This is a genomic window from Niastella yeongjuensis (genome assembly GCF_900110245.1).
GTDB classification, from domain to species: domain Bacteria; phylum Bacteroidota; class Bacteroidia; order Chitinophagales; family Chitinophagaceae; genus Niastella; species Niastella yeongjuensis.
Genome location: NZ_FOCZ01000018.1, coordinates 39,544 through 63,415 on the forward strand (window position 1 = coordinate 39,544; position 23,872 = coordinate 63,415).

The 23,872-nt window shown below is 45.9% G+C and carries 23 protein-coding genes; 6 read left to right on the forward strand and 17 right to left on the reverse strand.

Annotation, left to right across the window (positions count from 1 at the left end; genetic code table 11):
* Positions 1-23: 23 nt before the first annotated feature.
* Positions 24-944 carry a peptide chain release factor N(5)-glutamine methyltransferase gene (gene prmC / locus BMX95_RS30550; protein WP_081198431.1) on the forward strand — a complete coding sequence of 307 codons (921 nt, stop codon included), beginning with the start codon at positions 24-26 and terminating at the stop codon, positions 942-944.
* 39 nt (positions 945-983) lie between these two features.
* On the opposite strand, the gene BMX95_RS30555 is transcribed toward prmC, so the two are convergent.
* From BMX95_RS30555 to BMX95_RS30565, 3 genes are all read right to left on the reverse strand, one after another.
* The gene (locus tag BMX95_RS30555) at positions 984-1,385 is read right to left on the reverse strand and encodes an ExbD/TolR family protein (RefSeq protein ID WP_081198430.1); all 402 of its coding nucleotides are present in this window, start codon (positions 1,383-1,385) and stop codon (positions 984-986) included.
* Between the two features lie 22 nt (positions 1,386-1,407).
* The gene (locus BMX95_RS30560) at positions 1,408-2,124 is read right to left on the reverse strand and encodes a MotA/TolQ/ExbB proton channel family protein (protein WP_081198429.1); all 717 of its coding nucleotides are present in this window, start codon (positions 2,122-2,124) and stop codon (positions 1,408-1,410) included.
* A 168-nt stretch (positions 2,125-2,292) separates the two neighbouring features.
* Positions 2,293-3,246, reverse strand: a complete 954-nt coding sequence (locus BMX95_RS30565; RefSeq protein WP_081198428.1) for an SPFH domain-containing protein — start codon at positions 3,244-3,246, stop codon at positions 2,293-2,295.
* 279 nt (positions 3,247-3,525) lie between these two features.
* Here BMX95_RS30565 and BMX95_RS30570 point away from each other — a divergent pair, with 279 nt between their 5' ends.
* A complete protein-coding gene (locus BMX95_RS30570; protein WP_081198427.1) occupies positions 3,526-4,515 on the forward strand; it encodes a YpdA family putative bacillithiol disulfide reductase in 990 nt (329 codons plus the stop codon).
* A gap of 249 nt (positions 4,516-4,764) precedes the next feature.
* Here the strand turns inward: BMX95_RS30570 and BMX95_RS30575 are convergent, their stop codons facing one another.
* The gene (locus BMX95_RS30575) at positions 4,765-5,901 is read right to left on the reverse strand and encodes an OmpA family protein (RefSeq protein WP_081198426.1); all 1,137 of its coding nucleotides are present in this window, start codon (positions 5,899-5,901) and stop codon (positions 4,765-4,767) included.
* Positions 5,902-5,906: 5 nt separating this feature from the next.
* On the reverse strand, positions 5,907-7,157 hold the full coding sequence (gene pepT / locus BMX95_RS30580) for a peptidase T (protein WP_081198425.1): 1,251 nt from the start codon (positions 7,155-7,157) through the stop codon (positions 5,907-5,909).
* A gap of 53 nt (positions 7,158-7,210) precedes the next feature.
* On the opposite strand from pepT, the gene BMX95_RS30585 reads away from it, so the two are divergent.
* Positions 7,211-8,068 (forward strand): CPBP family intramembrane glutamic endopeptidase, encoded by an 858-nt coding sequence (locus tag BMX95_RS30585; RefSeq protein ID WP_081198424.1) that lies wholly within the window; start codon positions 7,211-7,213, stop codon positions 8,066-8,068.
* Positions 8,069-8,218: 150 nt separating this feature from the next.
* Here BMX95_RS30585 and BMX95_RS30590 read toward each other — a convergent pair whose 3' ends face one another.
* Positions 8,219-8,878 (reverse strand): hypothetical protein, encoded by a 660-nt coding sequence (locus BMX95_RS30590; protein ID WP_133053874.1) that lies wholly within the window; start codon positions 8,876-8,878, stop codon positions 8,219-8,221.
* Between the two features lie 191 nt (positions 8,879-9,069).
* Positions 9,070-9,525, reverse strand: a complete 456-nt coding sequence (locus BMX95_RS30595; RefSeq protein WP_081198422.1) for an FKBP-type peptidyl-prolyl cis-trans isomerase — start codon at positions 9,523-9,525, stop codon at positions 9,070-9,072.
* A 225-nt stretch (positions 9,526-9,750) separates the two neighbouring features.
* On the opposite strand from BMX95_RS30595, the gene BMX95_RS30605 reads away from it, so the two are divergent.
* Positions 9,751-10,746 carry a methionyl-tRNA formyltransferase gene (locus BMX95_RS30605; RefSeq protein WP_081198420.1) on the forward strand — a complete coding sequence of 332 codons (996 nt, stop codon included), beginning with the start codon at positions 9,751-9,753 and terminating at the stop codon, positions 10,744-10,746.
* Between the two features lie 138 nt (positions 10,747-10,884).
* Here BMX95_RS30605 and BMX95_RS30610 read toward each other — a convergent pair whose 3' ends face one another.
* The 10 genes from BMX95_RS30610 to BMX95_RS30655 form a co-directional block, all read right to left on the reverse strand.
* Positions 10,885-11,922: a lytic transglycosylase gene (locus BMX95_RS30610; RefSeq protein ID WP_081198419.1), complete on the reverse strand. Its 1,038-nt coding sequence runs from the start codon at positions 11,920-11,922 to the stop codon at positions 10,885-10,887.
* Positions 11,923-11,970: 48 nt separating this feature from the next.
* A complete protein-coding gene (locus tag BMX95_RS30615; RefSeq protein WP_081198418.1) occupies positions 11,971-13,386 on the reverse strand; it encodes a methyltransferase RsmF C-terminal domain-like protein in 1,416 nt (471 codons plus the stop codon).
* A gap of 440 nt (positions 13,387-13,826) precedes the next feature.
* Positions 13,827-14,429: a toxin-antitoxin system YwqK family antitoxin gene (locus BMX95_RS30620; RefSeq protein WP_081198417.1), complete on the reverse strand. Its 603-nt coding sequence runs from the start codon at positions 14,427-14,429 to the stop codon at positions 13,827-13,829.
* A 165-nt stretch (positions 14,430-14,594) separates the two neighbouring features.
* Positions 14,595-16,028, reverse strand: a complete 1,434-nt coding sequence (locus tag BMX95_RS30625) for an NAD(P)(+) transhydrogenase (Re/Si-specific) subunit beta (RefSeq protein WP_081198416.1) — start codon at positions 16,026-16,028, stop codon at positions 14,595-14,597.
* A gap of 9 nt (positions 16,029-16,037) precedes the next feature.
* Positions 16,038-16,370: an NAD(P) transhydrogenase subunit alpha part 2 gene (locus tag BMX95_RS30630; protein ID WP_081198415.1), complete on the reverse strand. Its 333-nt coding sequence runs from the start codon at positions 16,368-16,370 to the stop codon at positions 16,038-16,040.
* A gap of 76 nt (positions 16,371-16,446) precedes the next feature.
* Positions 16,447-17,550, reverse strand: a complete 1,104-nt coding sequence (locus tag BMX95_RS30635; RefSeq protein ID WP_081198414.1) for a Re/Si-specific NAD(P)(+) transhydrogenase subunit alpha — start codon at positions 17,548-17,550, stop codon at positions 16,447-16,449.
* A 155-nt stretch (positions 17,551-17,705) separates the two neighbouring features.
* Positions 17,706-18,503, reverse strand: coding sequence for an O-methyltransferase (locus tag BMX95_RS30640; RefSeq protein WP_081198413.1), 798 nt, complete (start codon positions 18,501-18,503; stop codon positions 17,706-17,708).
* A 28-nt stretch (positions 18,504-18,531) separates the two neighbouring features.
* Positions 18,532-19,029: a dihydrofolate reductase gene (locus tag BMX95_RS30645; RefSeq protein ID WP_081198412.1), complete on the reverse strand. Its 498-nt coding sequence runs from the start codon at positions 19,027-19,029 to the stop codon at positions 18,532-18,534.
* 52 nt (positions 19,030-19,081) lie between these two features.
* A complete protein-coding gene (locus BMX95_RS30650; RefSeq protein ID WP_081198411.1) occupies positions 19,082-19,915 on the reverse strand; it encodes a thymidylate synthase in 834 nt (277 codons plus the stop codon).
* A gap of 310 nt (positions 19,916-20,225) precedes the next feature.
* On the reverse strand, positions 20,226-21,800 hold the full coding sequence (locus BMX95_RS30655; protein WP_081198410.1) for a coiled-coil domain-containing protein: 1,575 nt from the start codon (positions 21,798-21,800) through the stop codon (positions 20,226-20,228).
* 423 nt (positions 21,801-22,223) lie between these two features.
* Between BMX95_RS30655 and BMX95_RS30660 the strand changes: the two genes are divergently transcribed.
* Together BMX95_RS30660 and BMX95_RS30665 are read left to right on the forward strand one after the other, a co-directional pair.
* Entirely contained in the window at positions 22,224-22,841 is a 618-nt protein-coding gene (locus BMX95_RS30660) for an RNA polymerase sigma-70 factor (RefSeq protein ID WP_081198409.1), read from the forward strand.
* 30 nt (positions 22,842-22,871) lie between these two features.
* On the forward strand, positions 22,872-23,861 hold the full coding sequence (locus BMX95_RS30665) for a FecR domain-containing protein (protein WP_133053873.1): 990 nt from the start codon (positions 22,872-22,874) through the stop codon (positions 23,859-23,861).
* The last annotated feature ends 11 nt before the right edge of the window (positions 23,862-23,872 follow it).

Below are 23,872 nucleotides of genomic sequence, written 5' to 3' on the forward strand. Positions count from 1 at the left end.
AAATACCCTCATCTTTGCCCCTTATGACGTTCTACGAAGCGCAACAGCTATTGCAAAAGGCTCTTACGGAGCTGTATGATGACCGCGAGGCGGCCAATATTGCCGACTGGGTAATGGAGCATGTGACCAAACTGCGAAAGATTGACCGGATCATGCATAAGCAGTCGCCCCTGACACCCGATAAGGTGAACCTGCTTCAGGAATACACCCGGGAATTGCTGACACATAAACCGGTTCAATACGTTTTACACGAGGCCTGGTTTTGTGGAATGCCGTTTTATGTAGATGAAAATGTGCTGATCCCCAGACCGGAAACCGAAGAGCTGGTGGAGTGGGTGGTTGAAAATGCGGGGCAGAAGACAGAAGGCAGAGGGCAAACAGAAGAGGGCAATAGGCAATGGGCAATGGGCAATAATTCCATACAGGCAACTTCGCTTCGAATTCTTGACATTGGTACAGGGAGTGGGTGTATACCAGTTTCCCTTAAGAAGAAATTGCCCCAGGCGGAAGTTTTTGCATGCGATGTAAGTGAAGGAGCCTTAGCGGTAGCAGCACACAATGCGACGGCTCAGCAAACACCCATTAACTTATTTCAAGTTGATTTTTTAGATACAAACAGCTGGTCAGCGCTTCCGCAGGTTGACATCATTGTCAGCAACCCACCCTACATACCGCAACGCGATAAACAAACCATGTTGCAAAACGTACTGGCCTATGAGCCGCACCTGGCTTTGTTTGTGCCCGATAACGATGCGCTGGTATTTTATGAGGCCATTGCCCGTTTTGCGGAACAAACCCTGCTCAGCCGGGGGAGTGTTTTTGTAGAAATTCATGAGGACCTGGGGAAACAAACAATGGAGCTGTTTGAATCGAAGGGTTTTCGCGCAGAGGTGAAGAAAGACTTTCAGGGGAAAGACCGGATGGTGAAAGCAGTTCTTAGTTAAAAAGAAACGGCCCCGACGATCTCGGGGGCCGGTATTTATTTATTTCGTTTTCGTATCTACCAGTAGCGTTGACCGGGCGCCCAGGTCGCGGGCTACCCGCATTACCGCCACTACATTTTCGAGCGGCACCGTTTTATCGGCATTGATCGCTATAGTAGCCTGCGATGAATCTTTCATCACATAGGGTTCTACAAAGGCTTTCATTTCTTCTATGGTGACCTGTTTACCATTGATGATGTACTCACCAGTTGGTTTTATATTCACGATAACCGTTTGTTTGGCCTTGGTATCGCTTTTGGCCTTGGGTTGTGATAACTTGATCACATTCGGATTGGCCAGGGTAGATACGATGAGGAAGAAGAACAACAGGATGAACAGGATGTCGTTCAACGCACCTGCATGCAATTCCTGGTGTCCTTTTAGTCTTCTTCTTAAATTCATTTATCAATAATTTAAAGCTAACTTATCGGGTTGGTTCCTGCAAAATATCAATGAATTCTGCACTGGCGGCTTCCATGCGGTTCACCGTTTTATCGATCTGGGCGTTCAGGAAGTTATAGGCTACATACGCCAGCAGACCAATGATCAATCCCGATGCCGAGGTGATCATCTTTGTATAAATACCACCTGCAATCTGGGCGGGTGTAAACTCACCCGATGCATTGATGTTGTAGAACAACTGCAACATGCCGAAGATGGTACCGAGGAACCCGAACATGGGCGCAATACCATACACCAATGATAAAACCGACAGGTTGCGTTCCATTTTATACACTTCGAGTTTGCCTACATTTTCCATGCTTTTTTCAATGGCTTCAATGGGCTTACCTATCCGTTGTAACCCTTTATCAATGATACGGGCAACCGGGTTGGGTGTGTTTTTAGCCAATGAACGTGCTGCAGACACATTACCACTAAAAATGTTATCCCGTATTATATACATAAAATTGGGATCAATTTTACTGGCTTTGCGAATGGCGATAAGCCTTTCAAAAAAGAAAAACACGGCCAATACAAACAACAATCCCAGCGGGATCATAATGGGACCGCCATTGCCAAGCATATCCATTACATTCATAACATGCTCGCCCTGAGGGGCACCGGCAGTGGCTGTTTTTTGTAACGTGTCGGCGGTAGCGGTGGTAGCGGGATTGGTAACTTGTAAAAAAAACCAATTCATCCAGATAGTATTTTAAATAATTTGAAAGAAAGTAAATCACTTCAACATAATCACAACATGGTGTAAATGTAGGCAAATGCATGCCTAAAACGGTTGGAACGATTTAATATTTCTTAAAAGTTTGCTAATTGAATTACCTCATACTTAAAACGTACAGCCAATGAAACGTTAATTCCGGCTTAGGTTCTGGCCGCTGTTGTCATTTGTTTTCTGCTGCATCATGGCCATGATCTGTTGCATATTGCGCTGCATGCTTTCACTGCTGCCATCGAGGAAAATGATATTGCCTTTACCCACTTCAGCAAAGTTCTTGATGGCTTCCGTCCACATACTGAACAGGATCACATTGGTATCGAGGTTGGCCTGTTTCATTTGTTCTGCTGCCTGGCTCATACCACGCGCAACTTCTTCCCGGAACAACGCTACCCCCTGACCGCGCAACTGGGCCGCAGTACGTTCAGCCTCAGCCGCAATTTTGATGGCATTCCCTTCTGCTTCGGCCGATTTTGTTTTGGTGATCAACAAGGCCTGGCCTTCATTCTCTGCTGCTGCCTTCAGGTTATTACTGGCCACTACCCGGCTCATACTATCCATAATGGCTTTATCGAACGTAATATCGTTTATCTGCAGGTCGAGCAGGTGATATCCCCATTCTTCCAGCAAATGATCTATCTGCTCTTTAACATATTCTACAATTTCCTTGCGCAACCCCAGGATCTCGGCCTGGCGTTTGGTGGCTACAAAGGAGCGGATGGTTCCCTCAATGGTGCGGGTGAGCGCCTGCATCAGGTCACGCTCGCTCAGGAATTTAAAGGCTACTTTTTTAATGGTCTCTTCTTCGGCATTTTGTACGGCATACAACAGCATGCTTTTAAAGTACACATTCGCCTGATCGGCAGTTACGGCCTGAAATTCCATTTCAACCGAACGGTTCTGGATACTCACCTTGCGGTAGATCTGCTCCAGAAAAGGTATTAAAAAATTCAGACCAGGCTTTAATACCCGGCGATAGCTACCAAACATGGTAACCACCCCAATAAAACCCTGGTTAATGGTTTTTAACCCGGCAAATACAATGAGGACGATAATAATGAGCCACCAATAGGACGCTAGCAAATCCATAAGATTAAATTTGAATGAAAGTACGGTCAAATGTGCAAATGTGCAAATAGAAGGCGGGAAGGGCAGAAGGCAAAGGGCAGAGATGAAAGGCAAAGGGCAGAAGGCAGAGGGCAAAGAGAAGACAGGGTTAAAGGTTAAAGGCTAAAGAAAATACAGGCTTTCTGCTTAAGACTTTTGCCTCCCAGGTTGCCCCGACGGCTTGCAGCTTCGCTTATGGCTGTTTTCTTTGCCTTCTGCCTTCTGCCTTCTGCCCATTGCCTTTTCCTTAACTTTGAAGCAATGAGCTCAACCAATCAATTCGACATCATAATCGTAGGCGGCGGCCCCATTGGGCTGGCCTGTGCCCTGGAAGCAAAAAAAGCCGGTTTGCACTATTGTATCCTGGAAAAGGGCTGTCTTACCAATTCATTATATAACTACCCCATTAATATGACCTTTTTTTCTACCTCAGAAAAACTGGAAATTGGCGGTATTCCCTTTGTAAGTAATAATATTAAACCTACCCGGCCCGAAGCACTGGAATATTATCGCCGGGTAGCTACCAGCAATAAGGTCACCATTCACCTGCAGGAAGAAGTAAAATTCATTTCTCCGCTCGATGGCAAATACCAGATCATTACCACCAAACAAACGTACGTTGCCCGGTTTATAGTGATCGCTACCGGTTTTTATGATATTCCCAATAAAATGAATATTCCCGGTGAAGACCTGCCCAAGGTGGTTCACTACTATAAAGACCCGCATTTTTATGCCATGCAAAAGGTGGTGGTGGTGGGCGCCAATAATTCGGCAGTGGATGCCGCCCTGGAAACCTGGCGCAAAGGCGCCACAGTAAGTATGGTGATCAGGGAAGAAGGCATTGGCAAACGGGTAAAATACTGGGTAAAACCCGACATGGAGAACCGCATTAAAGAAGGCAGCATCACTGCCTATACCCATTCCACGTTAATGGCCATCCGCGATAAAGAAGTAGACATTCGTACCCCCGATGGCATTGTTACCATCGAGAACGATTATGTGATTGCCATGACGGGCTATCAACCTGATTTCAACCTGTTACAGGCTACAGGCATACAGTTATCGAACGATGAAGTGCTGCAACCGGCTTATGACCCCGAAACCATGGAAACCAACCTGCCCAATATTTACCTGGCCGGCGTGGTTTGTGGCGGCATGAATACGCATGTGTGGTTTATAGAAAATAGTCGCGTGCATGCTGAAATGATAATGAAATCGGTGAAGAAGAAGGCAATGGGCAATAGGCAATAAGCAATGGGAAAAGGGCAGAAGGCAGAGGGCAGAAGGCAGAGATGAAAGGCAACGGGGCAGAAGGCAGAGGGCAGAAAGAAATACAACCACAAGCCACACGCAATACACTTTTTCGCAGCAAACTCCTAAGAACATTGACCCCGGAACTTAGACCCCAAGAACTAAGAACTCAAGAACCTAAGAACCCAGTAACGTAATAACCCAATAACGGGAACTCGAACCTTTAAACTTTAAACTTTCAACTTTAAACTACTCTCTCCGATAAACAAAGATCTCCACCCGCCTGTTCATCTTTCTTCCGGCCGGAGTCTTATTAGTGGCTACGGGTCGCAGATAGGCAAAACCGCGGGTAGTGGTTTTTTCCTGTAATCCCTGTACTTTATTGCTTAGATAATCCTTTACCGATATGGCGCGGTTCAGTGATAAGGCTTCATTGTAAGCCAGCTTACCAATGCTATCGGTATGTCCTTCCACCACCATGGAATCGATCGCAGGTAATGATAAGCGGCTGGTAAAACTGTCCAGCACATGAAAACTAACCGGTGATAACTGGTAGCTGGCCGTAGCAAAAAAGATATCAGGAATAATAAGCGTATCGATATGCTGCTGGTTCCTTCGTTGGGTAGTTTTGGGTAGGGGACGTACCGGCGGCGGGCTTTTGCGATTCTGGTACACCTTCCGTACCAGGTAACCATGCCGTTCGTTTTCGGTATAAATCTCCGCCTTTACGCTATCAACCTGAAAGCATAACTTCTCTTTGGGATCCACCGGTGTTAATGACACCTCGTCGAGAAAAAAATAATAATCGTTGCGGTATTCTGTAATACGGATGCCGCTGTAATCATTCCGTTTAAAGTTGCCGATAGAAATATATCCCTCAGTACCATCTGCGGTATACAGTAATTCTACTTTCTTCCATAATCCGCCGCTGCCCGTTGACTTGCCATCCCAGCTCCATAACTGCGGATCAATGAGTTTGAAAGATCTTTTCTCGATCAAAAAATCCTGTTCGGAAAAATAGACACCAATGCTGTCCAGAATATTTTCCGGGGCGAACAACCACATCACCAATTTATACTGATGACCGGCCTGCAAACCACACAACAAGCGGGCGCGAACAAAATTCCGTTCCCCCTTCTTGACCAGATTACCGGCAGTAAGACCCACGTAATGGGTCCCTTCATGTGCTTTTACCGCCCGTTCCCGGCTGGCATCGAAATAATAATTGGCATACAGAGAGGTTGCAATCCAGGCTTCGGGGGCGCAATTCTCTTTATATTCGGTACAAATATTCTCCTCTTCAAAGCCCCCATTCGCCAACAGGTTTTGCGCATAGCTATTTTGGTAAGCAACAAACAGCAACCAATATAATAGAATAGGTTTCATAAAAACTAAGCGCTCTTCTCTTCCCAAATGCAAACTAAGTGAACGATCGTTTCTACGCTCTTCTGCATATCCTGTACGCTTACATATTCATGTTTGCCATGAAAGGCCATTTCACCGGTAAAGATGTTCGGACAGGGCAATCCCATAAACGATAACCGTGATCCGTCTGTACCACCGCGGGCGCTCATGGCCAGCAACGGTACACCAGCCCGTGCAATGGCTTCTTTTGCATAAGCCGACACCTGCGGGTATTTGTCCAACACCTCTTTCATATTGCGGTATTGTTCGCGCACTTCAAAATCGGCTTTGGCGCCGGGGAAACGCTGCAGGGTATCCGCCAGCTTTTCTTTCAACAGGTTTTCGTACTCAGCCAGCTTTGCGGTTATAAAGTCGCGGATAATAAATTCCAGGGTTACTTTTTCAGCAATTCCGTTTATACGAACCGGGTGTACAAAACCCTGGCGTTTTTCTGTTGTTTCGGGCGACAGGGTTTCTTTTGGCAATGACTCCAAAAAGTCGCCGGCCACCTTCATCGCATTCACCAGTTTATCTTTTGCATAACCGGGATGCGCACTGATACCATGAAAAGTAATGGTAACACCATCGGCAGAAAATGTTTCATCTTCATACGCACCGAGTTCGCCTGCATCGAGCGTATAGGCAAAATCGGCAGCCAGCTTTTTCAGATCGGCTTTATCTACTCCGCGGCCAATTTCTTCGTCGGGTGTGAACAGTATTTTGATGTCACCATGTTTCACCTGAGGGTTTGTCATAAAGTAATGGGCCATATCCATGATCACGGCCACACCGGCTTTATCATCGGCGCCCAACAGCGTTGTGCCGGAAGCGGTGATAATATCCTCCCCTTTCTTTTTAAGTAAATACGGATGATCTGCCGGCGAGATCACCTGTGTGGGATCGTCGGGCAACACAATGTTACCGCCATCGTAATTGGTATGCACAATGGGCTTTACATCCTTTCCGGTACAATCGGGAGCAGTATCAACATGCGAACAAAAACAGATCACCGGCACCTGCCTGTTGGTATTGGCAGGGATGGTGGCATACACATAACCATTGTCGTCGAGCTGTGCATCGGTAATGCCCATAGCCAGTAACTCCTGTACCAGTAAACGGCTCAGGTCTTTTTGTTTTTCTGTACTGGGACAGGTAGTGGATTGCGGATCGCTTTGCGTATCTATTTGCACATACCTCAAAAACCTGTCCTTTGTGGTAAAACTATAGTTAGTAAACATGTAAGCTGTATTTTTGGCAATATAACTCAAATATCGATCTAACACATTTCCCCATGATGCCTGCCACTACTCCCCCGCTTATTAAACAAGGCTGGATGCGTGCTGTATTGCTCTTCCTGGCTTTTATCAGTGTGGGGGCGCTGGCAGGTATGGCAAGCGGGTTGTTTAGTTTCACCTCTGCCAGCAGTCAGTCGCTGCTGAACAGCGTTACCCTGGGTCTATTTATTTTTGAATTAATAGGACTGGCCCTAACCATCGTTTTTCGCAGGTACATCGATCGCCGGCCGGTAACAAGCCTGGGGTTTCAGTGGCAATCTTTTCAACCCGATGCCCTCACCGGTTTTTGTTTGGGACTGGCCTTATTAGGCGCCGGCTCCCTGGTACTGCTGTCCACTAACAACCTTGAATGGACCGATGTTCATTTTAGCGCCACAGACTTGTTTTCAGGACTGGTGTTAATGATCCTGATCGCGTTTTCTGAAGAAATGGTATTCAGGGGTTACATTCTTAATAACCTGATGGAGTCGATGAACAAATGGGCAGCCCTGGGTGTATCGGCCGTGCTGTTCACAATGGCCCATGGCAGTAACCCCGGTATCTCCTCCATTGCCGTTATTAACCTGGTTTTAGCCGGACTGCTGCTGGGCATCAACTTCATCTATACCCGCAATATCTGGTTCGGCATATGCTTTCATTTTAGCTGGAACTTTTTACAGGGACCGGTATTAGGTTACCAGGTAAGCGGACTGCCTTTACAAGGCGTATTACAGCCTTCCCTGCAGGGCCCCTGGTGGTTAACCGGCGGATCGTTTGGGATAGAAGGTTCGTTTGTGATTACCGGTCTTTTATTGTTAGCCCTGCTGCTGTTGTATGCAGCGTATGAAAAGTCTGAACCGGGAAAGGTGGGATGAATGGGATGGAGGGGATAGTTGAGTTTTAAGTAGTACAACTATTGCTTGACATAATAAAAAGGCTGAAGCGATTTTTAACGCTTCAGCCTTTTTGTATTTAATCCTTTATCTCAGTCATCCCAATAATCCCTCCTCTCCCGGTTCAGATGATTACTTTGTTTTTTTAACTACCGGCTTCTTTTTTGCGGCGGCGGCTTTGGCGGCTTGTTCGGCCTGAGCTGCTTCCTGGGTGGCTACTTCGTCTACATATACTACTTTGCCCTCAGGTATTTCCAGTTTGCTGAAAACAGAAGGCATAATGTAGATAACGTTTACCAGGGAATTGTGACTGGCGTCAATGAACTTCCAGGTTAGGCCGTTGTCGGTTGATTCGCCTACCAGGTAGGTAGTGGTTTTCACCTTTCCGCGGCCTTCATCCCAGGATTCCCGCACTTTTTCTATAACGCATTGCCAGGTCTCAATGTCGTTTAGCATAGTAAGCATTTGCAGCTTTTCGGGTTTTTCCTCCGTTTTGGGTTCATTGCGGTAGTGGATGCTTATTACATGTTCTTTAAACCCATCCTTGCCGCCATAATACTTAATAGCGCTGGGTGCACTTAAATTCATGTAGGTGTCCCATTCGGCGTAAAAATTGGCTCTTGTTAAACTATCGGCAAATTGCAGGGCATTACGGGTAGCAATGGCCGTATCCGATTCGGGCAATGAGGGGTCGGTAGTTGAAGGGGTTGTGGTTTGGTCCTGCGCGTTAGCGATACCAGATAAACAGATTAATAGTGCACACGTAACGATGCGCATCGTAGTTTTTATCATAGGGTATAAATTAAAGGGGCAAATTAGAAAAAAAATCCGGGCAGGTCAATATCGGAAAACTACTAGACGGGCAGACGGCAGGAAATAATAATAGCGAAACAGGCAACTCACTCTTTGCAATACCTGCAAAAAGTAAGTTGCCTGTTTAAATTATGTATTGGTCAGGCTCCGGGGCCTGGTTATGCGCTTTATTAGGGCATAATGATGCGGGAAGGAGCGGCGCCAATTTCAACCAGCTCAATATCAAAAACCAGGTCTTCACCGGCTAAAGGATGGTTGGCATCGAGCATTACATTTTCTTCACCTATTTCGGTAACCACTACCGGGATCACATGTCCTTCAGAGTTGGTCATATTCAACCGCATGCCTACTTCCAGGTCCATATCTTCTGGGAATTCACTCACGGGGAAGGCAACGATCATCTCGGGGTTTTTGGGACCATAAGCTTCGGCAACCGGGATATTAATGGTTCTTTTATCACCTACAACCATTCCCATAACACCATTGTCGAAACCAGGAATAACCATTCCGCTTCCTACTTCGAATTGCAGCGGTTCACGGCCTGCAGAGGAATCGAAGGTTGTTCCATCGGTTAAACGGCCATGATAATGAACCTTTACAGTATCGCCGCTTTTTACTTGTTGCATACAAACTTTATTAGTGTTAAAAATTGTCAGGAAAATCAACTCTCCTGTCCCACATCGCCGTATCCGCTTGAATTTGGTGAATAAAAGCGAGCAGATAAAAAAGCCTAATTCCCTTTGGTACAAAGTAAAAGGAATATTTTGGGGCAGCCAATAAAAGTTTTTTATTGACATTTGTCTTTTGTAGACCTTTAACTGTGAACTGAAAATCAGGAATAAAGAACCAAAATGCAAGCAACAAATCAACCATCAAATATCATACCTCGCATTATATTCATGGGCACGCCCGAATTTGCCGTAGCCTCGCTCGATGCGCTGGTACAAGCCGGGTGTAATGTTATAGCAGTGATCACCGCACCCGATAAACCTGCCGGCCGGGGCATGAAATTAACCGAGAGTGCCGTAAAGAAATATGCCGTAGAAAAACAACTGCCCGTTCTGCAACCGGTAAAGTTGAAAGATGCAGAATTTTTGGCCGAATTAAAGAACCTGCAAGCCGATCTGCAGATCGTGGTGGCGTTTCGTATGTTGCCCGAGGTGGTTTGGAATATGCCGCCGATGGGCACCGTCAATCTGCATGGCTCGCTGCTGCCACAATACCGCGGCGCAGCCCCTATTAACTGGGCGGTGATCAATGGGGAAAAAGAAACAGGTGTAACGACTTTTAAACTACAACATGAAATCGATACCGGCAATATTCTGTTACAGGATAGCTTTCCGATTGGAGAAGATGAAACCGCCGGCGAAGTGCATGACAGAATGAAGGAAATAGGCGCCCAACTGCTGGTAAAAACGGTAGCGGGTTTGGCAGCAGGTACCCTGACTGAGTTGCCTCAGGAGGCAGAAGACAGAGGGCCCTCCTACGCTAAAGCTTCGGCGGGCGATGCAGAAGAAAATAAACCACTCAGGCATGCGCCCAAGATCTTTACTGAAACGTGTAAGATAGACTGGAACCATTCCGTAATTGCTATCTATAACCTCATACGGGGCTTATCACCCTACCCCGCTGCTTTTACTTATCTGAATGATAAAATGCTGAAAATATATAAGGCCAAAAAGGAACTGCACGATAATCTTAAAGACCCTGGCTCTTTTGAAACGGATAATAAGACCTACCTCAAATTCGCCGGCTCCGATGGCTATATCTATATTACCGAACTGCAATTAGAAGGAAAGAAACGAATGACTATAGATGAGTTTTTGAGAGGGTATCGATTCAGTTAACCAGTTGATGGGTTAACAGGTTATCCAATATAAAGGCCCATACCGGTAACCGGAATGGGCCTTTGTTATAAATTAGTTATTGAGTTCGACCTTCAGGGCCTTTCATCTTTGCCTTCTGCCCTCTGCCTTCTGCCCTTTTTAATAGGCTACATCCACATAAAACTTGCCCATCTCGGCACCCAGTTCGGCAGCAGCGGCATCGCTGAGGCGAAGGGTTAATCCAACACTTTCGCGCATATCGGGCATTTGGCCCAGCACTTTGGCAAAAACTGATTTATTGGTAGAACTATATGTGATCTTAACTATGGTACCCACCGGCACGTTGTTGATAAGGGCATAGTATTTACCATCTTTCCAACCACTGGTGCTTCTGAAAATACCGGCATTGCCTGCCATTGATTTTCCACTACTGCTGTAGGTAGCCTTGAAATAACCACCTTTATACCCGGTATAATTGCCATCCGTAGTACCAGCTGTAACCGGAGTTGTTGGCGGTGGTGCGCCTATGTCTTTTTTGGGTTCTTCTTTCTCTTCTTTCAGTTCTTCTTTTTTGGGTTCAACCGGTTTATGGTCTGCAGCTTTGGGATCGGCTGGTTTTGTTTCGGCTGGCTTTTCTGTTTTAACCACCGTTGTTTCGGTAGCCGGTTTGGTAGCAGTGCCACCGGTTGCAGCAGGAACTATCAGCTTTTTGAGTCCATTCGCAGCCAGGGGTGAAGAAGCTGTTTTTACCTTCAGGTATCCTACGATCAGCTTCATACCAGCCTGCAACTGGTCATTGGTAACGCTGTTCCATTTTTCCAGCGACTCGATGGGTATCCTGTTAGCATTCTGGCTAATGCGGTACATCCATTCTTTCTCCTGCACAATATGATAAACCGGTACAAACACCTCATCGGCGTCCTTTTTACCATCCTGTGAAAAGTTATGCACGGAAAGCGGCACTTTTAATTCCTGCCCAATAGAAAGCTTGTCCATGGTTACACCGCTGAAAGCGGCTATATCCTTGGGTGTTGCATTATATATACGCCCAATAGCAAACCAGGTTTCTTTGGGTTGAACCGTATGCATCAGGTAAAGATCAGGAGAAGTGCCCTGCACTGTCATGTCTGATTGCGACCAGGCAAATTGGGTATACGACAACAACGCAATAACTAAAACTCCTTTAAACTTCAACATAGGCTATGCATTTCGTATTCGTTTGCAAAGATGTAGAATTAATTTTAATTAGCCGTTTTCGTTTGCACTATCAACGGCCCTTTTCAATATACGCCAGTTTTGTGGATAGTAATTATTGATCCGGTTCGGCAATACCTTTATCCACCCTACATTATACTGTTCATATTGTACCAAAGTCCACCCTTTATGGCCTAACGATAAGCTAACCTCCTCCCGTCGCAAATATTGCAGTGCCTCTTCCTTTTTTAACGATACTGCAACAATTGCCGGGTTAATGAGGGTGCTTAACGCCAGGGCATGATCGGGAACCAGGTCATTGCCGGCTATCTTACCAATTGCTATGCCAGCTCTTCGCACATACACATTATCTACTATAGTTAGCAGTTCTTTTTCCAATTGTTGCGGAAAGGCCAGTATTTCTTCCTGCTGTTTCCACAGTTGTACAGGCGATCCCTGCTTCAGCCAGGGCTGTATAATGCCTGTTTCGTTTTTAGAAGCCTTTTGCAGTAAGGATTTTTTGGGAGGCTTTATGACGCTGCTGCCGCCATCCTGTTTACGAAAACAGCTTATAAAAAAGCCTTCACCCTTTATTTTATATGGGAAGAACCGGTATCCGTAGGCCCGGTGTTTGTCTGATTGCGTTTCAACAATACCCCACGCTGCGTCTATGGTCAACGGCAAACTGTCGACGCTGAAGGTATCCATCAGCCAGTCGGCAATGTGCTCATCTTCTTCTTTTGAATAGGAACAGGTAGAATAGATCAGCACGCCGCCCTCTTTCAGGGCCGGCAAAGCTGCTGCCAGAATGCGTTGCTGGCGTTGATAACACAGATCTACATTCTGTTCGCTCCATTCACCAATGGCGTCCCGCTCACGCCTGAACAACCCGGAGCCCGAACAGGGCGCATCGATCACAATTACATCAAAAAAATTCTGCAGGCGTTCAAAGGTCGTAGGATCGGCATTGGTAACAATCACATTGGCGCCACCCCATTTAATACAATTCTCTTCAAGAATGGCCGCCCTTGATTTGATCACCTCATTGCTTACCAGTAAACTATCAACGCTGATAAGCGATTGCAGCAGGGTTGATTTACCACCCGGTGCCGCGCAAAGGTCCAGCACACGCAATGGCTGGGTTACGTCCGTTGTTTGGGTAAGCGCCTGCTCCACAAACATGCTCGAGGCTTCCTGTACATAGTACGCGCCGGCATGGATCAAAGGATCGAAAATAAAGACCGGCCGCTCTGGCAAATAATAGCCATTGGACGACCAGGGGATCTTTGACGATCCCGCGGATAAAAATTGATCTATTGCGGCCTGCCGGTTATCGATTGCCGCCTTTGCTGCATTCACCCTTACCGAGGTAACCTGCCCGCCGCTTTCATGCACCTGAATAAACGCCTCTTTATCGAAGCCTGGGATTCCGGTTAATGAATCAAGAAGTTGTTGAGGAAGTTGCACCCCGCGAAATTAGGAAATAATGGCCAAGTCAACGTTCTATGTCAAAGAGCTGCTTTTCAGTGACTGATAATACAAATGTAAGCCTGCCTGCAACCTGAATTTCAAATATGGGACGGGGTTCGGACGAACCTGGGACGGGGAACTCCGAATTGCGGGACGGCTGGTAATTCCCCCCCTGAAAAGCCGTTTCAACATGGGACGAAGGAGCTGAAAAGGTGGGATGAATGGCCTAAAAAGCGGTATATTATGTGTGAACCATGTGTGATCCATGTGTCAACCATGTGTCAGCGCTTATGTTTCACTAATGGATCACACATGGTTCACACATGGTTGACATATAGTAAAAGGAAATTTCATACGCCAAAATGTGTATAAAATGCGAATACCGTTTCCGCAGAAAGCGAAAACGGTATTCGGCATTATAATAGTTCGGTTCTTGATTATTTAACCACCTTATCGGCCTTGAACTTTCTTGAAGTTATCAACTGGCCGCGCACATCAAAAAACTTGAAGGTGCCTTCGCGTTTATCGTTTAAGTAACTTCCGGTCTCTTTCACCGTACCATTAGGGTTATACTCGGTGGTAACGCCATTTCTTTTACCGTTTTTGTAATGTATGATAATTCTGCGGCCACCACCTTCAAAATTGGCAGCATACCAATCAACGGAACTGCTATCATCGCGGTGCTCCATTTCTTTTGGTTTACCGTTGGCGTAATAGGTAGTAGTAGTACCAACCAGCTTATTAAAGTTAACAATGGTATCAGTTTTTATCAAATTGCCTTTCGAATCGTATGATTTGGCAGCCTGAAATTTGCCTTTTTCTTTAAAATGGATCTCTGTCTTCAGCTTTCCGAACAGGAACGATTTTTCAACACCTTCGGAGTGGTCATCATTCATGTACTGGTACTCGTAGGTAAGTTGGCTTTTGGGTTTCGCCACAGCAGAATCATCTACTTTCTGGAATGAATTGTCCTGGGCTTTGCTGATTTGACAGGTAACAAATAAAACAACAGCAGCCAGGAAGGCACTTTTTGTGATCATATAGTACGATTAACAATTATTTGCGGCTAAGATAATGGAGATTTTTCGTGTATACAACGCACATAACTCATTCTTTTACAAATGCCTGAACGACATTTATGCGTGTAAAAACGACAATTTCGCCATTGGGCAGCCCTTATAACGGTGTACCCGGGCTGTTTAGTGTTACAAATTCTTTATTTCCCCAATGAGGTCCTGCAATACTTTTTTCGCATCGCCAAAAAGCATGGAGGTTTTGGGTTGAAAGAAAAGATCGTTCTCAATACCGGCATAACCGGGTTTCATACTGCGTTTGTTTACGATCACATTCTTAGCCAGCTCTACATCCAGAATAGGCATTCCATATATGGGGGAAGAAGGATCCGTTTTGGCAGCGGGGTTCACCACATCGTTCGCACCCAGGATCAACACTACATCTGTGGTAGGGAACTCGTCGTTGGCCTGTTCCATTTCCATCAGCTTGTCATAGCTAACGTCGGCTTCGGCCAGCAATACGTTCATATGGCCCGGCATGCGGCCTGCAACGGGGTGAATGGCATACTTCACTTCAACACCCTTGCTTTCGAGTAGTTTCTCCAGCTCATGACAGGCATGCTGGGCTTGCGCAACGGCCAGTCCATATCCCGGAACGATCAACACTTTATTGGCATAACTCATCACCACCGCCGTATCACTTAAGGTAATTTCTTTATAAGATCCCTGGTCTTTTTTAACACCCGCCGCACCGGCAGCCGAACTACCGCCAAAGGAGCCTATCAATACGTTCTTCAGGGAGCGGTTCATGGCTTTACACATCAAAATGGTAAGCAGGGTACCGGCAGCGCCTACCAGTATACCGCCTGTTAACATTACTTTGTTGTTGTATAAAAAGCCGCCACAGGCTGCTGCCACACCGGTAAAAGAGTTCAACAAAGAAATAACCACCGGCATGTCGGCGCCGCCAATGGGCATTACAAACAATATCCCATACACCAGCGCCAAACCAACGGTGATATAAAATGGGATATTGGCAGATTGTACGTTGGATTGATAAGTGAACGCCGCCGTCGCCAGCACCAGCAATAACACCAGCAGGTTTACTATATGCTGGCCCCTGAACGACATATCTTTTATTTTACCACTCAGCTTGCCCCAGGCAATCATACTACCGGCAAAGGACACGCTGCCGATAATGGCACCTGCAATAATGGTTAAATAATGACCTCCTGCTACAAAATCAAACAACCATGCAGACTCTGCTCCCCTATGGGTTTGAAACAAATGATCGAATTCAACTGCGGAGATAAGGGCCGCACAGGCGCCGCCCATACCATTGAACATACTCACCATTTCGGGCATGGCCGTCATCTTTACCTTTTTGGCGCTGAGGGTACCAATGATGCCCCCAATGAGGATACCGCCAAAGATCCAGGGATAGTTGCCCAGTTTTTTACCGTCTTCTTCATACAAAAAGATGGTACCAATGATGGCGATCCCCATCCCTGCTGCTGCCAGCAGGTTGCCATTACGGGCCGAGGCCGGGTTCGACAACATTTTTAATCCTATAATGAACGTAACCGAACCTACGAGATAGCACAGGGTTAGTATACTTACTTCCATAATTCGTTATTACTTGCTGCTTGTGTTTTGTTTCTTTCCTTTTCCTTTGAACATTTCCAGCATGCGGTCGGTCACTACAAACCCGCCTACCACGTTCAACGTACCTACTACCACCGCCAGAAATCCCAGGATGAGCGCTACATAATTATGCGGATCTGCCTTCCCCATTACAATAATGGCCCCGATGATTACCACCCCGTGAATGGCATTGGCGCCACTCATCAATGGAGTATGCAATACACTGGGCACATGACCAATAACCTCGATGCCTACGAAGATCATCAATATAACTATGTAGATCATCTGCTGATTGTCAGCTATCCAACCTAAAATTGATTCCATATAAAGAATTTGTGAATTTTAAGAATTCGCGAAATGAGCTCACTCACAACTCACCATTCACAACTCACTTTCTCAGCTACTTTACCCGTTCGTGCACCACGGCCCCGTTGTTGGTAATACAACAACCTTTTACCAGGTCATCGTCAAAGTTCAGATTGAGCTTACCCTCTTTGTCGATGATGAGTTGTAAAAAATTAAGCAGGTTCTTCCCGTATAATTTACTGGCATCGGAAGGCATGCTGGCCGCCAGGTTACTGTTGCCTATAATATGCACGCCCTTATACAGTACGGTTTGATCGTTTTTAGTAACCGGCGTATTACCTCCTGTTGCAGCTGCCAGGTCAATGATCACCGAACCAACCCGCATGGTTTGTAACATTTCTTCGGTTATCAGGATCGGGGCTTTTTTGCCGGGTATTTGTGCCGTGGTAATTACAATATCGGCTTTGGCAATACTTTCTCCAATGCGTTTTTGCTGACGTTGCTGGTAATCGTTTGATTGTTCTACCGCATACCCACCGGCTTTGGAGGCATCGGCTGCGCCTTCCACCTCAATGAATTTGGCACCCAAACTCATCACCTCTTCTTTTACTGCCGGCCGGGTATCAAATACTTCCACTACCGCACCCAGTCGGCGGGCAGTGGCAATAGCCTGCAAACCGGCCACACCGGCGCCCAGGATCAATAGCTTTGCGGGTGCAATGCTGCCTGCGGCTGTCATAAACATCGGAAAGTAGCGGCCGTAGGTATTGGCAGCCAGCAACACGGCTTTATAACCGGCAATATTGGCTTGGGAGCTCAGTACATCCATACTTTGCGCCCGGGTTGTACGGGGCAACATATCCAGACTAAACGTCACCAATCCCTGTTTTGCCCATTGCTGCATCACCGGCACATTAAACAACGGTTGATAAACGCCGATAACGATCTTTGCTGTAAGACCGGCCGCTTCCGGAAACGGATGAATGGCTACCAGTATGTCGGATGATTGAACTATTTCTGTTCTGCTTTTGATAGCTGCACCGGCTTTAACGTATTCCTCGTCGTTATGAAAGGCTTTTTCACCGGCGCCCGGCTCAACAATTACGGTAACTCCTTTTTTGGTAAGGGCTGTTACTGTCTCGGGCAAGAATGATACGCGGGATTCTTCAGATGGTTCTTTTAAAACTCCAATCGTCATAATCAGGTAGTAGTTATATCATTCAAGGTAAGCAAATTTTAAGTCATGTGCACGACTACGCCTGAAATGACTTTTTATTGTGAGCGCATTGAAATATTGGGCAACCACGCCACAATGACTATGCCAGCGCTTACTGCGCTTGTGTTATGGAATAATTAAAAGCGGATGGTGAAATGCTGCTTTATTTTAAACTGATCATTAAAAAAGACCAGTCCAACAAAAAACAGGTCGACAGAAAGCTGCACAGCGGAATGTTCTTTGATAGCGGCCCAGGCCTGTTCCATTTCCGGGCTCCAGTGAATATCATCAAAAATTACCACGCCGGTTGTGTTCAAATGTGGAAGGATCTGATTGAAATACCGCAGGGTTGGTTCATGCCGGTGATTGCCATCGATGAAAACAAGATCGAGCGGAGACATCGTATTGAGAATATCAGGCAGCGTATCATCGAAATTGCCCACCACCTGTTGTATGGAAGATAATTGCAGGGATTGAAAATTTCTTTGCGCCTGGGCGGCCACAGCCGCGCTTCCTTCTGCCGTAACAACCCGGGCCTTTGGATTGGCCAACGACATATAGGCGGTTGAAATGCCCAGCGAAGTGCCCAGCTCCAGCATATTTTTGGGTTGATAAAAATTCACTATGCGGAACAACAGCTGCGCCCATTTTTTTGATTTGGCCGAATGCCGCGCAATAGCCGCAACAGACCGTTGATTTGTTTTACTGATGGTAGAACCGGCGCCGAAGTCCTCTACTTCAATCATGGCCTCGTTATGCAGTAATTTCTGCCGTAACGCTTCTACCTGATCGTACGCATAAAAATTCCGCTTATCGTTCAATACACACCGCACAAAGTCATACACAAAAGGCGAATGAATACCATGCCCTTTACCGTTCAATGCGGTTACATAGTAAGATGAATACTTTTTTAAAAGCTGCCAGCTTGAATACATTGCCAAATCAAAAATTAAGAATTAGAAATTACCCTTCCTTTCGTTCCCACACCTGAAAGCTATATGCATAGGCGTGTTTTTCATCGGCGGAAAAATCGAGTTGGGAAAGCAGGTTCCAATCGGCAAAATTCATTTCAGGGAAGTAGGCATCGGCATCGATGGTAGTGTGAACGCGGGTTAAATAAACGCGTTGGGTGAGCGGCAGGGTTTGCTTATAAATTTCACCGCCACCAATAATGAAGGCTTCTTTGGCGTCTGTTTTGGCAGCCACATCCATGGCCCCCTTCAGGTCATGTACCACAAAAGCGCCATCCGGCTGCCAGTCTGTTTGACGGGTAATTACAATATTGGTTCTGCCGGTCAATGGCCTGCCAAGCGATTCAAAGGTTTTTCTACCCATGATCACCGGCATACCCCAGGTGGTATTTTTAAAAAACTTGGTATCATTCGGCAACGACCATAGTAACTGGTTGTTCTTTCCTATTGCGTTATTATCGGCTGCTGCGACCACCTGGCTTAAGATCATGGAATTAAAAGTTATAAATTTTAAATAAGAAATGAGAAGGCCTGCACCTTTTCTAAACCGCTACCGGTGCTTTAATAGCCGGATGGCTCTGGTAATTAAGCAGGGTGAAATCTTCGAATTTGAAATCAAAAATGTTCTTCACTGCCGGGTTCAGTTGCATAGTAGGCAACGGATAGGGCGTGCGGGTCAACTGCAGGTTTACCTGGTCCATATGATTGCTGTAAATATGTACATCACCAAACGTATGAATGAATTCACCCGGTTCCAGGTCACATACCTGGGCAATCATCAGGGTTAATAAAGCGTAAGAGGCAATATTGAAAGGAACACCTAAAAACACATCGGCCGACCGCTGATACAGCTGGCACGACAACCGGGGCTTGGGCCTCCCCCCTGCCCCCTCCAGTGGAGAGGGAGGAGTTACATAAAATTGAAACAGTACATGACAGGGCATCAGCGCCATTTCGGGCAATTCGGCCACATTCCAGGCGCTTACGATAAGGCGGCGGCTGTCGGGATTGGTTTTTATCTGACGGATCACGTCGGTGATCTGGTCAATGGTTTGGGCGCCCTCGCCTGCCGACCAGCTGCGCCACTGTTTGCCATAAACAGGTCCTAATTCGCCCTGTTCATTGGCCCATTCGTCCCAGATACTAACCCCGTTATCTTTCAGGTATTTGATATTGGTTTCCCCTTTCAGGAACCATAATAATTCGTGAATAATGCTTTTAAGATGCAATTTTTTGGTGGTCACCAGCGGAAAACCCTGCTGCAGATCAAAACGCATCTGGTATCCAAAACAACTGGTAGTGCCCGTACCGGTACGGTCTGATTTATAAACACCGGTTTCCTTGATATGCTTTAAAAGTGCCAGGTATTGCTCCATGGGCGCAAGGTACGAAAACGGTCAATGTGCTAATTTGCTTATGTGATAATGTGCTTAATGTGCTTAAAGATGGGGACAAGTTTTTCAGCAATCGTGAATACAAACCCACCCCTAACCCCTCCCAGGAGGGGATCTTAAAACACCGCCCGCTTCGGCGGGTGAGGCAAAAAAAGTCCTCCGCAAAGCGGAGGACTGGAAACATAAGCAATTAGTTCAGATTTGACAGTAAAAAAATTACAAGTCCTATATAATTGAAGCCTTAATCAGGTTTTATACGCCCCCTTTAGGGGGCTGGGGGTGACGTTGGTAGTTAATGCTGCCCGGCCAGGTTAAATCCATTTCCGTTGATCGTATGGCCATTGGTGCCATTATTGCCACCGCCGTTTACTTTGATACCGTTTTGCTGGGCAGCCGGCGGATTGCTCAATGACTTCGACAGATCACCATAGATCTTGGATAACAACTGGTTATTGGTGATCAGTTTTCCTTCGAGGTCCTTTGTTTTTTGTTGTTCGCGGTTTAATGATTCCTGCAGCGAGGTGATCATATTCTGTTTATCGTCAAGCACCAGTTGCAATACTGCCTGTTGTTGTTGCACTTCGTGCAGGTTACGCTCCAGGTTCTCAATATGACCGGTTTTTGAACGGAGGCTTTCCTGGTGCTGGCGGTTCTCATCCCGGCTGCGTTCAACAGCCTGTTGCCAGGCAGCAACCTCTTCGCGCTGCTGATGCAATTCTTCTTTCATAGCATGGATCTCTCGCTCGTAATTTTCCTTCTGGGTTTGGGTTTGTTGCACCTGCACAGTTTTGTCGGCAGCCTCTTTTTCTATTTCCCGGAAGGTTTTTATGCGCTGCTCCAGCTGGTTTTGCAGGAATTCGATCTGCAGTTTCTTCTCCTGCAATACATCCTGCAGGTATGTTTGATCGGTGATCTTTGTTTTTAAGGTGGTCTTTTCTTCTTCAGCCTGTGTAAGCAGTCCCTGCAGTTCTTTTATCTGTTGTTCGTAACTACCCTGTTTTTGTTCGCCGCTTGTTTGTACCTGTTGTTGCAGGGTTACATTCTCGTCTTTCAATTGTTGAATGGTCTTTTGCAATTGCTGTAATTGCATAGACAGGTCAGCTTTTTCGCTTTTGTATTGTACACCCAGTTCATCCACCTGTTTGGCGAAATAACGCTGCATTTCGGCTGTTTCCGATTGTGCCGACTTGGATGAATATTCCATGTTCTTCATCAGGTTCTCTAAACGGGTAACCTCGGCGGCACTTTTTTCCTTCAATTCCTGCTGCGCACGCAGTTTATCCTGCAGCTGCCTAACCGATTCCTGTAACTGTTGTACCTGGGCCTGACTTTGTGCCAATGCCTCCGGGATCTGTTGTTCGCCGTCTATGAGTTTGGCATTGGTTTGCGCGTTTTCCAATGCCTGTTGCAGTTGCGTTACCTTTAACTTATAACCATTGATCTCCAATAACAAACGTGCATTGGCATCATCATTCTGCTTTTCGGTGCTGTAAGCTTTATTGAGCAGATCGGAGTATTTTCCTTCCAGTTCGCGGAAGTCCTGCTCAAGGGTTGCATAGTTTTCGCGGTACCGGCGTACTTCCTGCTCGTATTTCTTAATGAGGGGCTGATTATCGGGATTGGTACCACTTGCCAGCCAGTCAGGCATCTGGCTATTACCGCCATTAGGATCAGCAGCTACTACTGTATGAAAGCCACCCCCTTCCATATAGGCAGGTTCGGCTCCCTCAGCGCTTCGTTTTTTACGTTTATAGTGAAAGAAAGTAGTAACCAGGAATGCAATAACAGTCCCCGGAATAGCGATCCACAGAACAATCTGCAGAAACTGCTTTAACTCGTACATGGAAACGAGCAGGTATCCCAACATAAAAAAAGTTTTAGGTACACGTTTAGCTTTCGAAACGACAAGATGGCTTCAGAGGGACTGTTGGATTAAATAGTACTACTACGGTGTGGGGGTTATTATTGGCTGATCACTTGTATCACTACTCATAAAAAACTTACTTAATACATTCCATATTGTGCATAGAGAAAATTAAATCTGGCCTGTTTTTTTATGAACAGCTGTTAGCTCGTAAACAGCAAGTGATTCAGGGTTCAATAATAATACCAAAAAAAGGTTAAAACAAGCGTCCGGGGCTTGTTTTTTCCACAAAAACGCATGAAAGAATACGGTCGTGGGTAACACATGCTACCTTTAACATATATAATTTAAGCTACAGGTATAACAAAATTTTAAAGATTCGTAGGGGTACAATTATTTTCAGTTGTCCCTTTTGTTAAAACTTTATTGGAAGCATTTATATTTGGAGCGGATTATCAACGCATTAAAGTGGCCATCCCAAATACTACCACCATTAAGCCGCTGTCGGTCGACAGCGAGAAGGAATTTGAACAACTTTTTAAAGAGCACTTTAAAAGCTTGTACGCCTATGCTTTCACTATTCTGAAGAATGAAGCCATTGCCGAGGAAACCGTTCAAAATGTTTTTTACAAAATATGGGAGAAGAAGGTACCCGACAATATTCAAACATCGCTAAAAGCCTATTTGTACAAAGCCGTATACCACGAAAGCCTCAACTATCTGAAACATCAGAAAATAAAGGCCCGGTATCAAGTGCATGTTATGCATCAATCAAATAACCATAACGACCAAAGTGCCTCCAGGAAAATACTGGTGAAGGAGCTGGAAGAAAAATTGCGGCAAGCCATGAATGCCCTGCCCCAGCAATGCCGCACCATTTTCCAGTTAAGCCGCTTTGAAGGGCTCAAATACCAGGAAATTGCCGACCAGTTAGGCATTTCAATAAAAACGGTGGAGAACCAAATGGGTAAAGCCCTGAAACAGTTACGCGTAAAACTGATTGATTATTTACCAATTTTCTTATTGGCATTACTATACATGTAATACATATGTCAACAAAATAAAATTACCTTATTGAAAAGCTATACACAAAATATGGATGATCTGCTGGTAAAGCACCTTACCGGTGAAGCTACTTCGGCAGAAGTGCTGGCGGTGGAAAAGTGGCTGGCCGACGATGAGGCAAACCGGCATTACTTCGAACACTTCAGACTGATATGGGAAGAAAGCGTGCAACTGGCCGATACTGCACACGTTGATGAACAGGCTGCCTGGCAACGATTTCAAAACCGGGTGCAAACAGGATCGTTCGAAACACCCGGGGCGAAAGTCTGGCCCATGAACAGCCCCCTGCTGCGGGCAGCAGTGATCACCGGATTGGTAATAGGCATTGCGGCCCTTACCTTTTTTCTGTTCCAGAACAAACCGGGCAAAGTGATTGCCATGTCTAATATTCATACCAATGAACTGGTTGTATCCGATTCCCTGCCCGATGGTTCCCTGGTAACCCTTAACAAACACTCACAGGTATCTTTTCCGGAAAAGTTCAGCAACGATAAAAGAGTACTGCAACTAAACGGGGAAGCCTTCTTCAAAGTGAAACCCGATAAGAAAAAGCCTTTTGAAGTACACACCAACAACGTAACCATTACAGTGGTTGGCACCTCCTTCAACGTAAGAAGCCGGGGCGATACCACCGAAATAATTGTTGAAACAGGACTGGTTGAGGTGGCTACCGAAAAACAAACCATACTATTGAGGCCAGGACAAAAAGCAATCACCGGCAGCAATGAAGCCATTTTGCAAAAACAATCAAATACCGATCAGCTATATAACTACTATCGCAGCAAGAAATTTGTTTGTGAAAATACCCCGTTATGGAAGCTGGTCGACAAGCTCAATGAAGCTTATGAAGTACAGATCATTTTTGGCAATGAGGCATTGCGCGACCTGCCGCTTACCACTACTTTTGATAATGAACCGCTCGACAAAATTCTAAATATCCTTAGCACAACTTTTAATATCTCTGTAGTAAAAGAAAAAGGACAAATCATACTACGCTAACCTGCATGCAG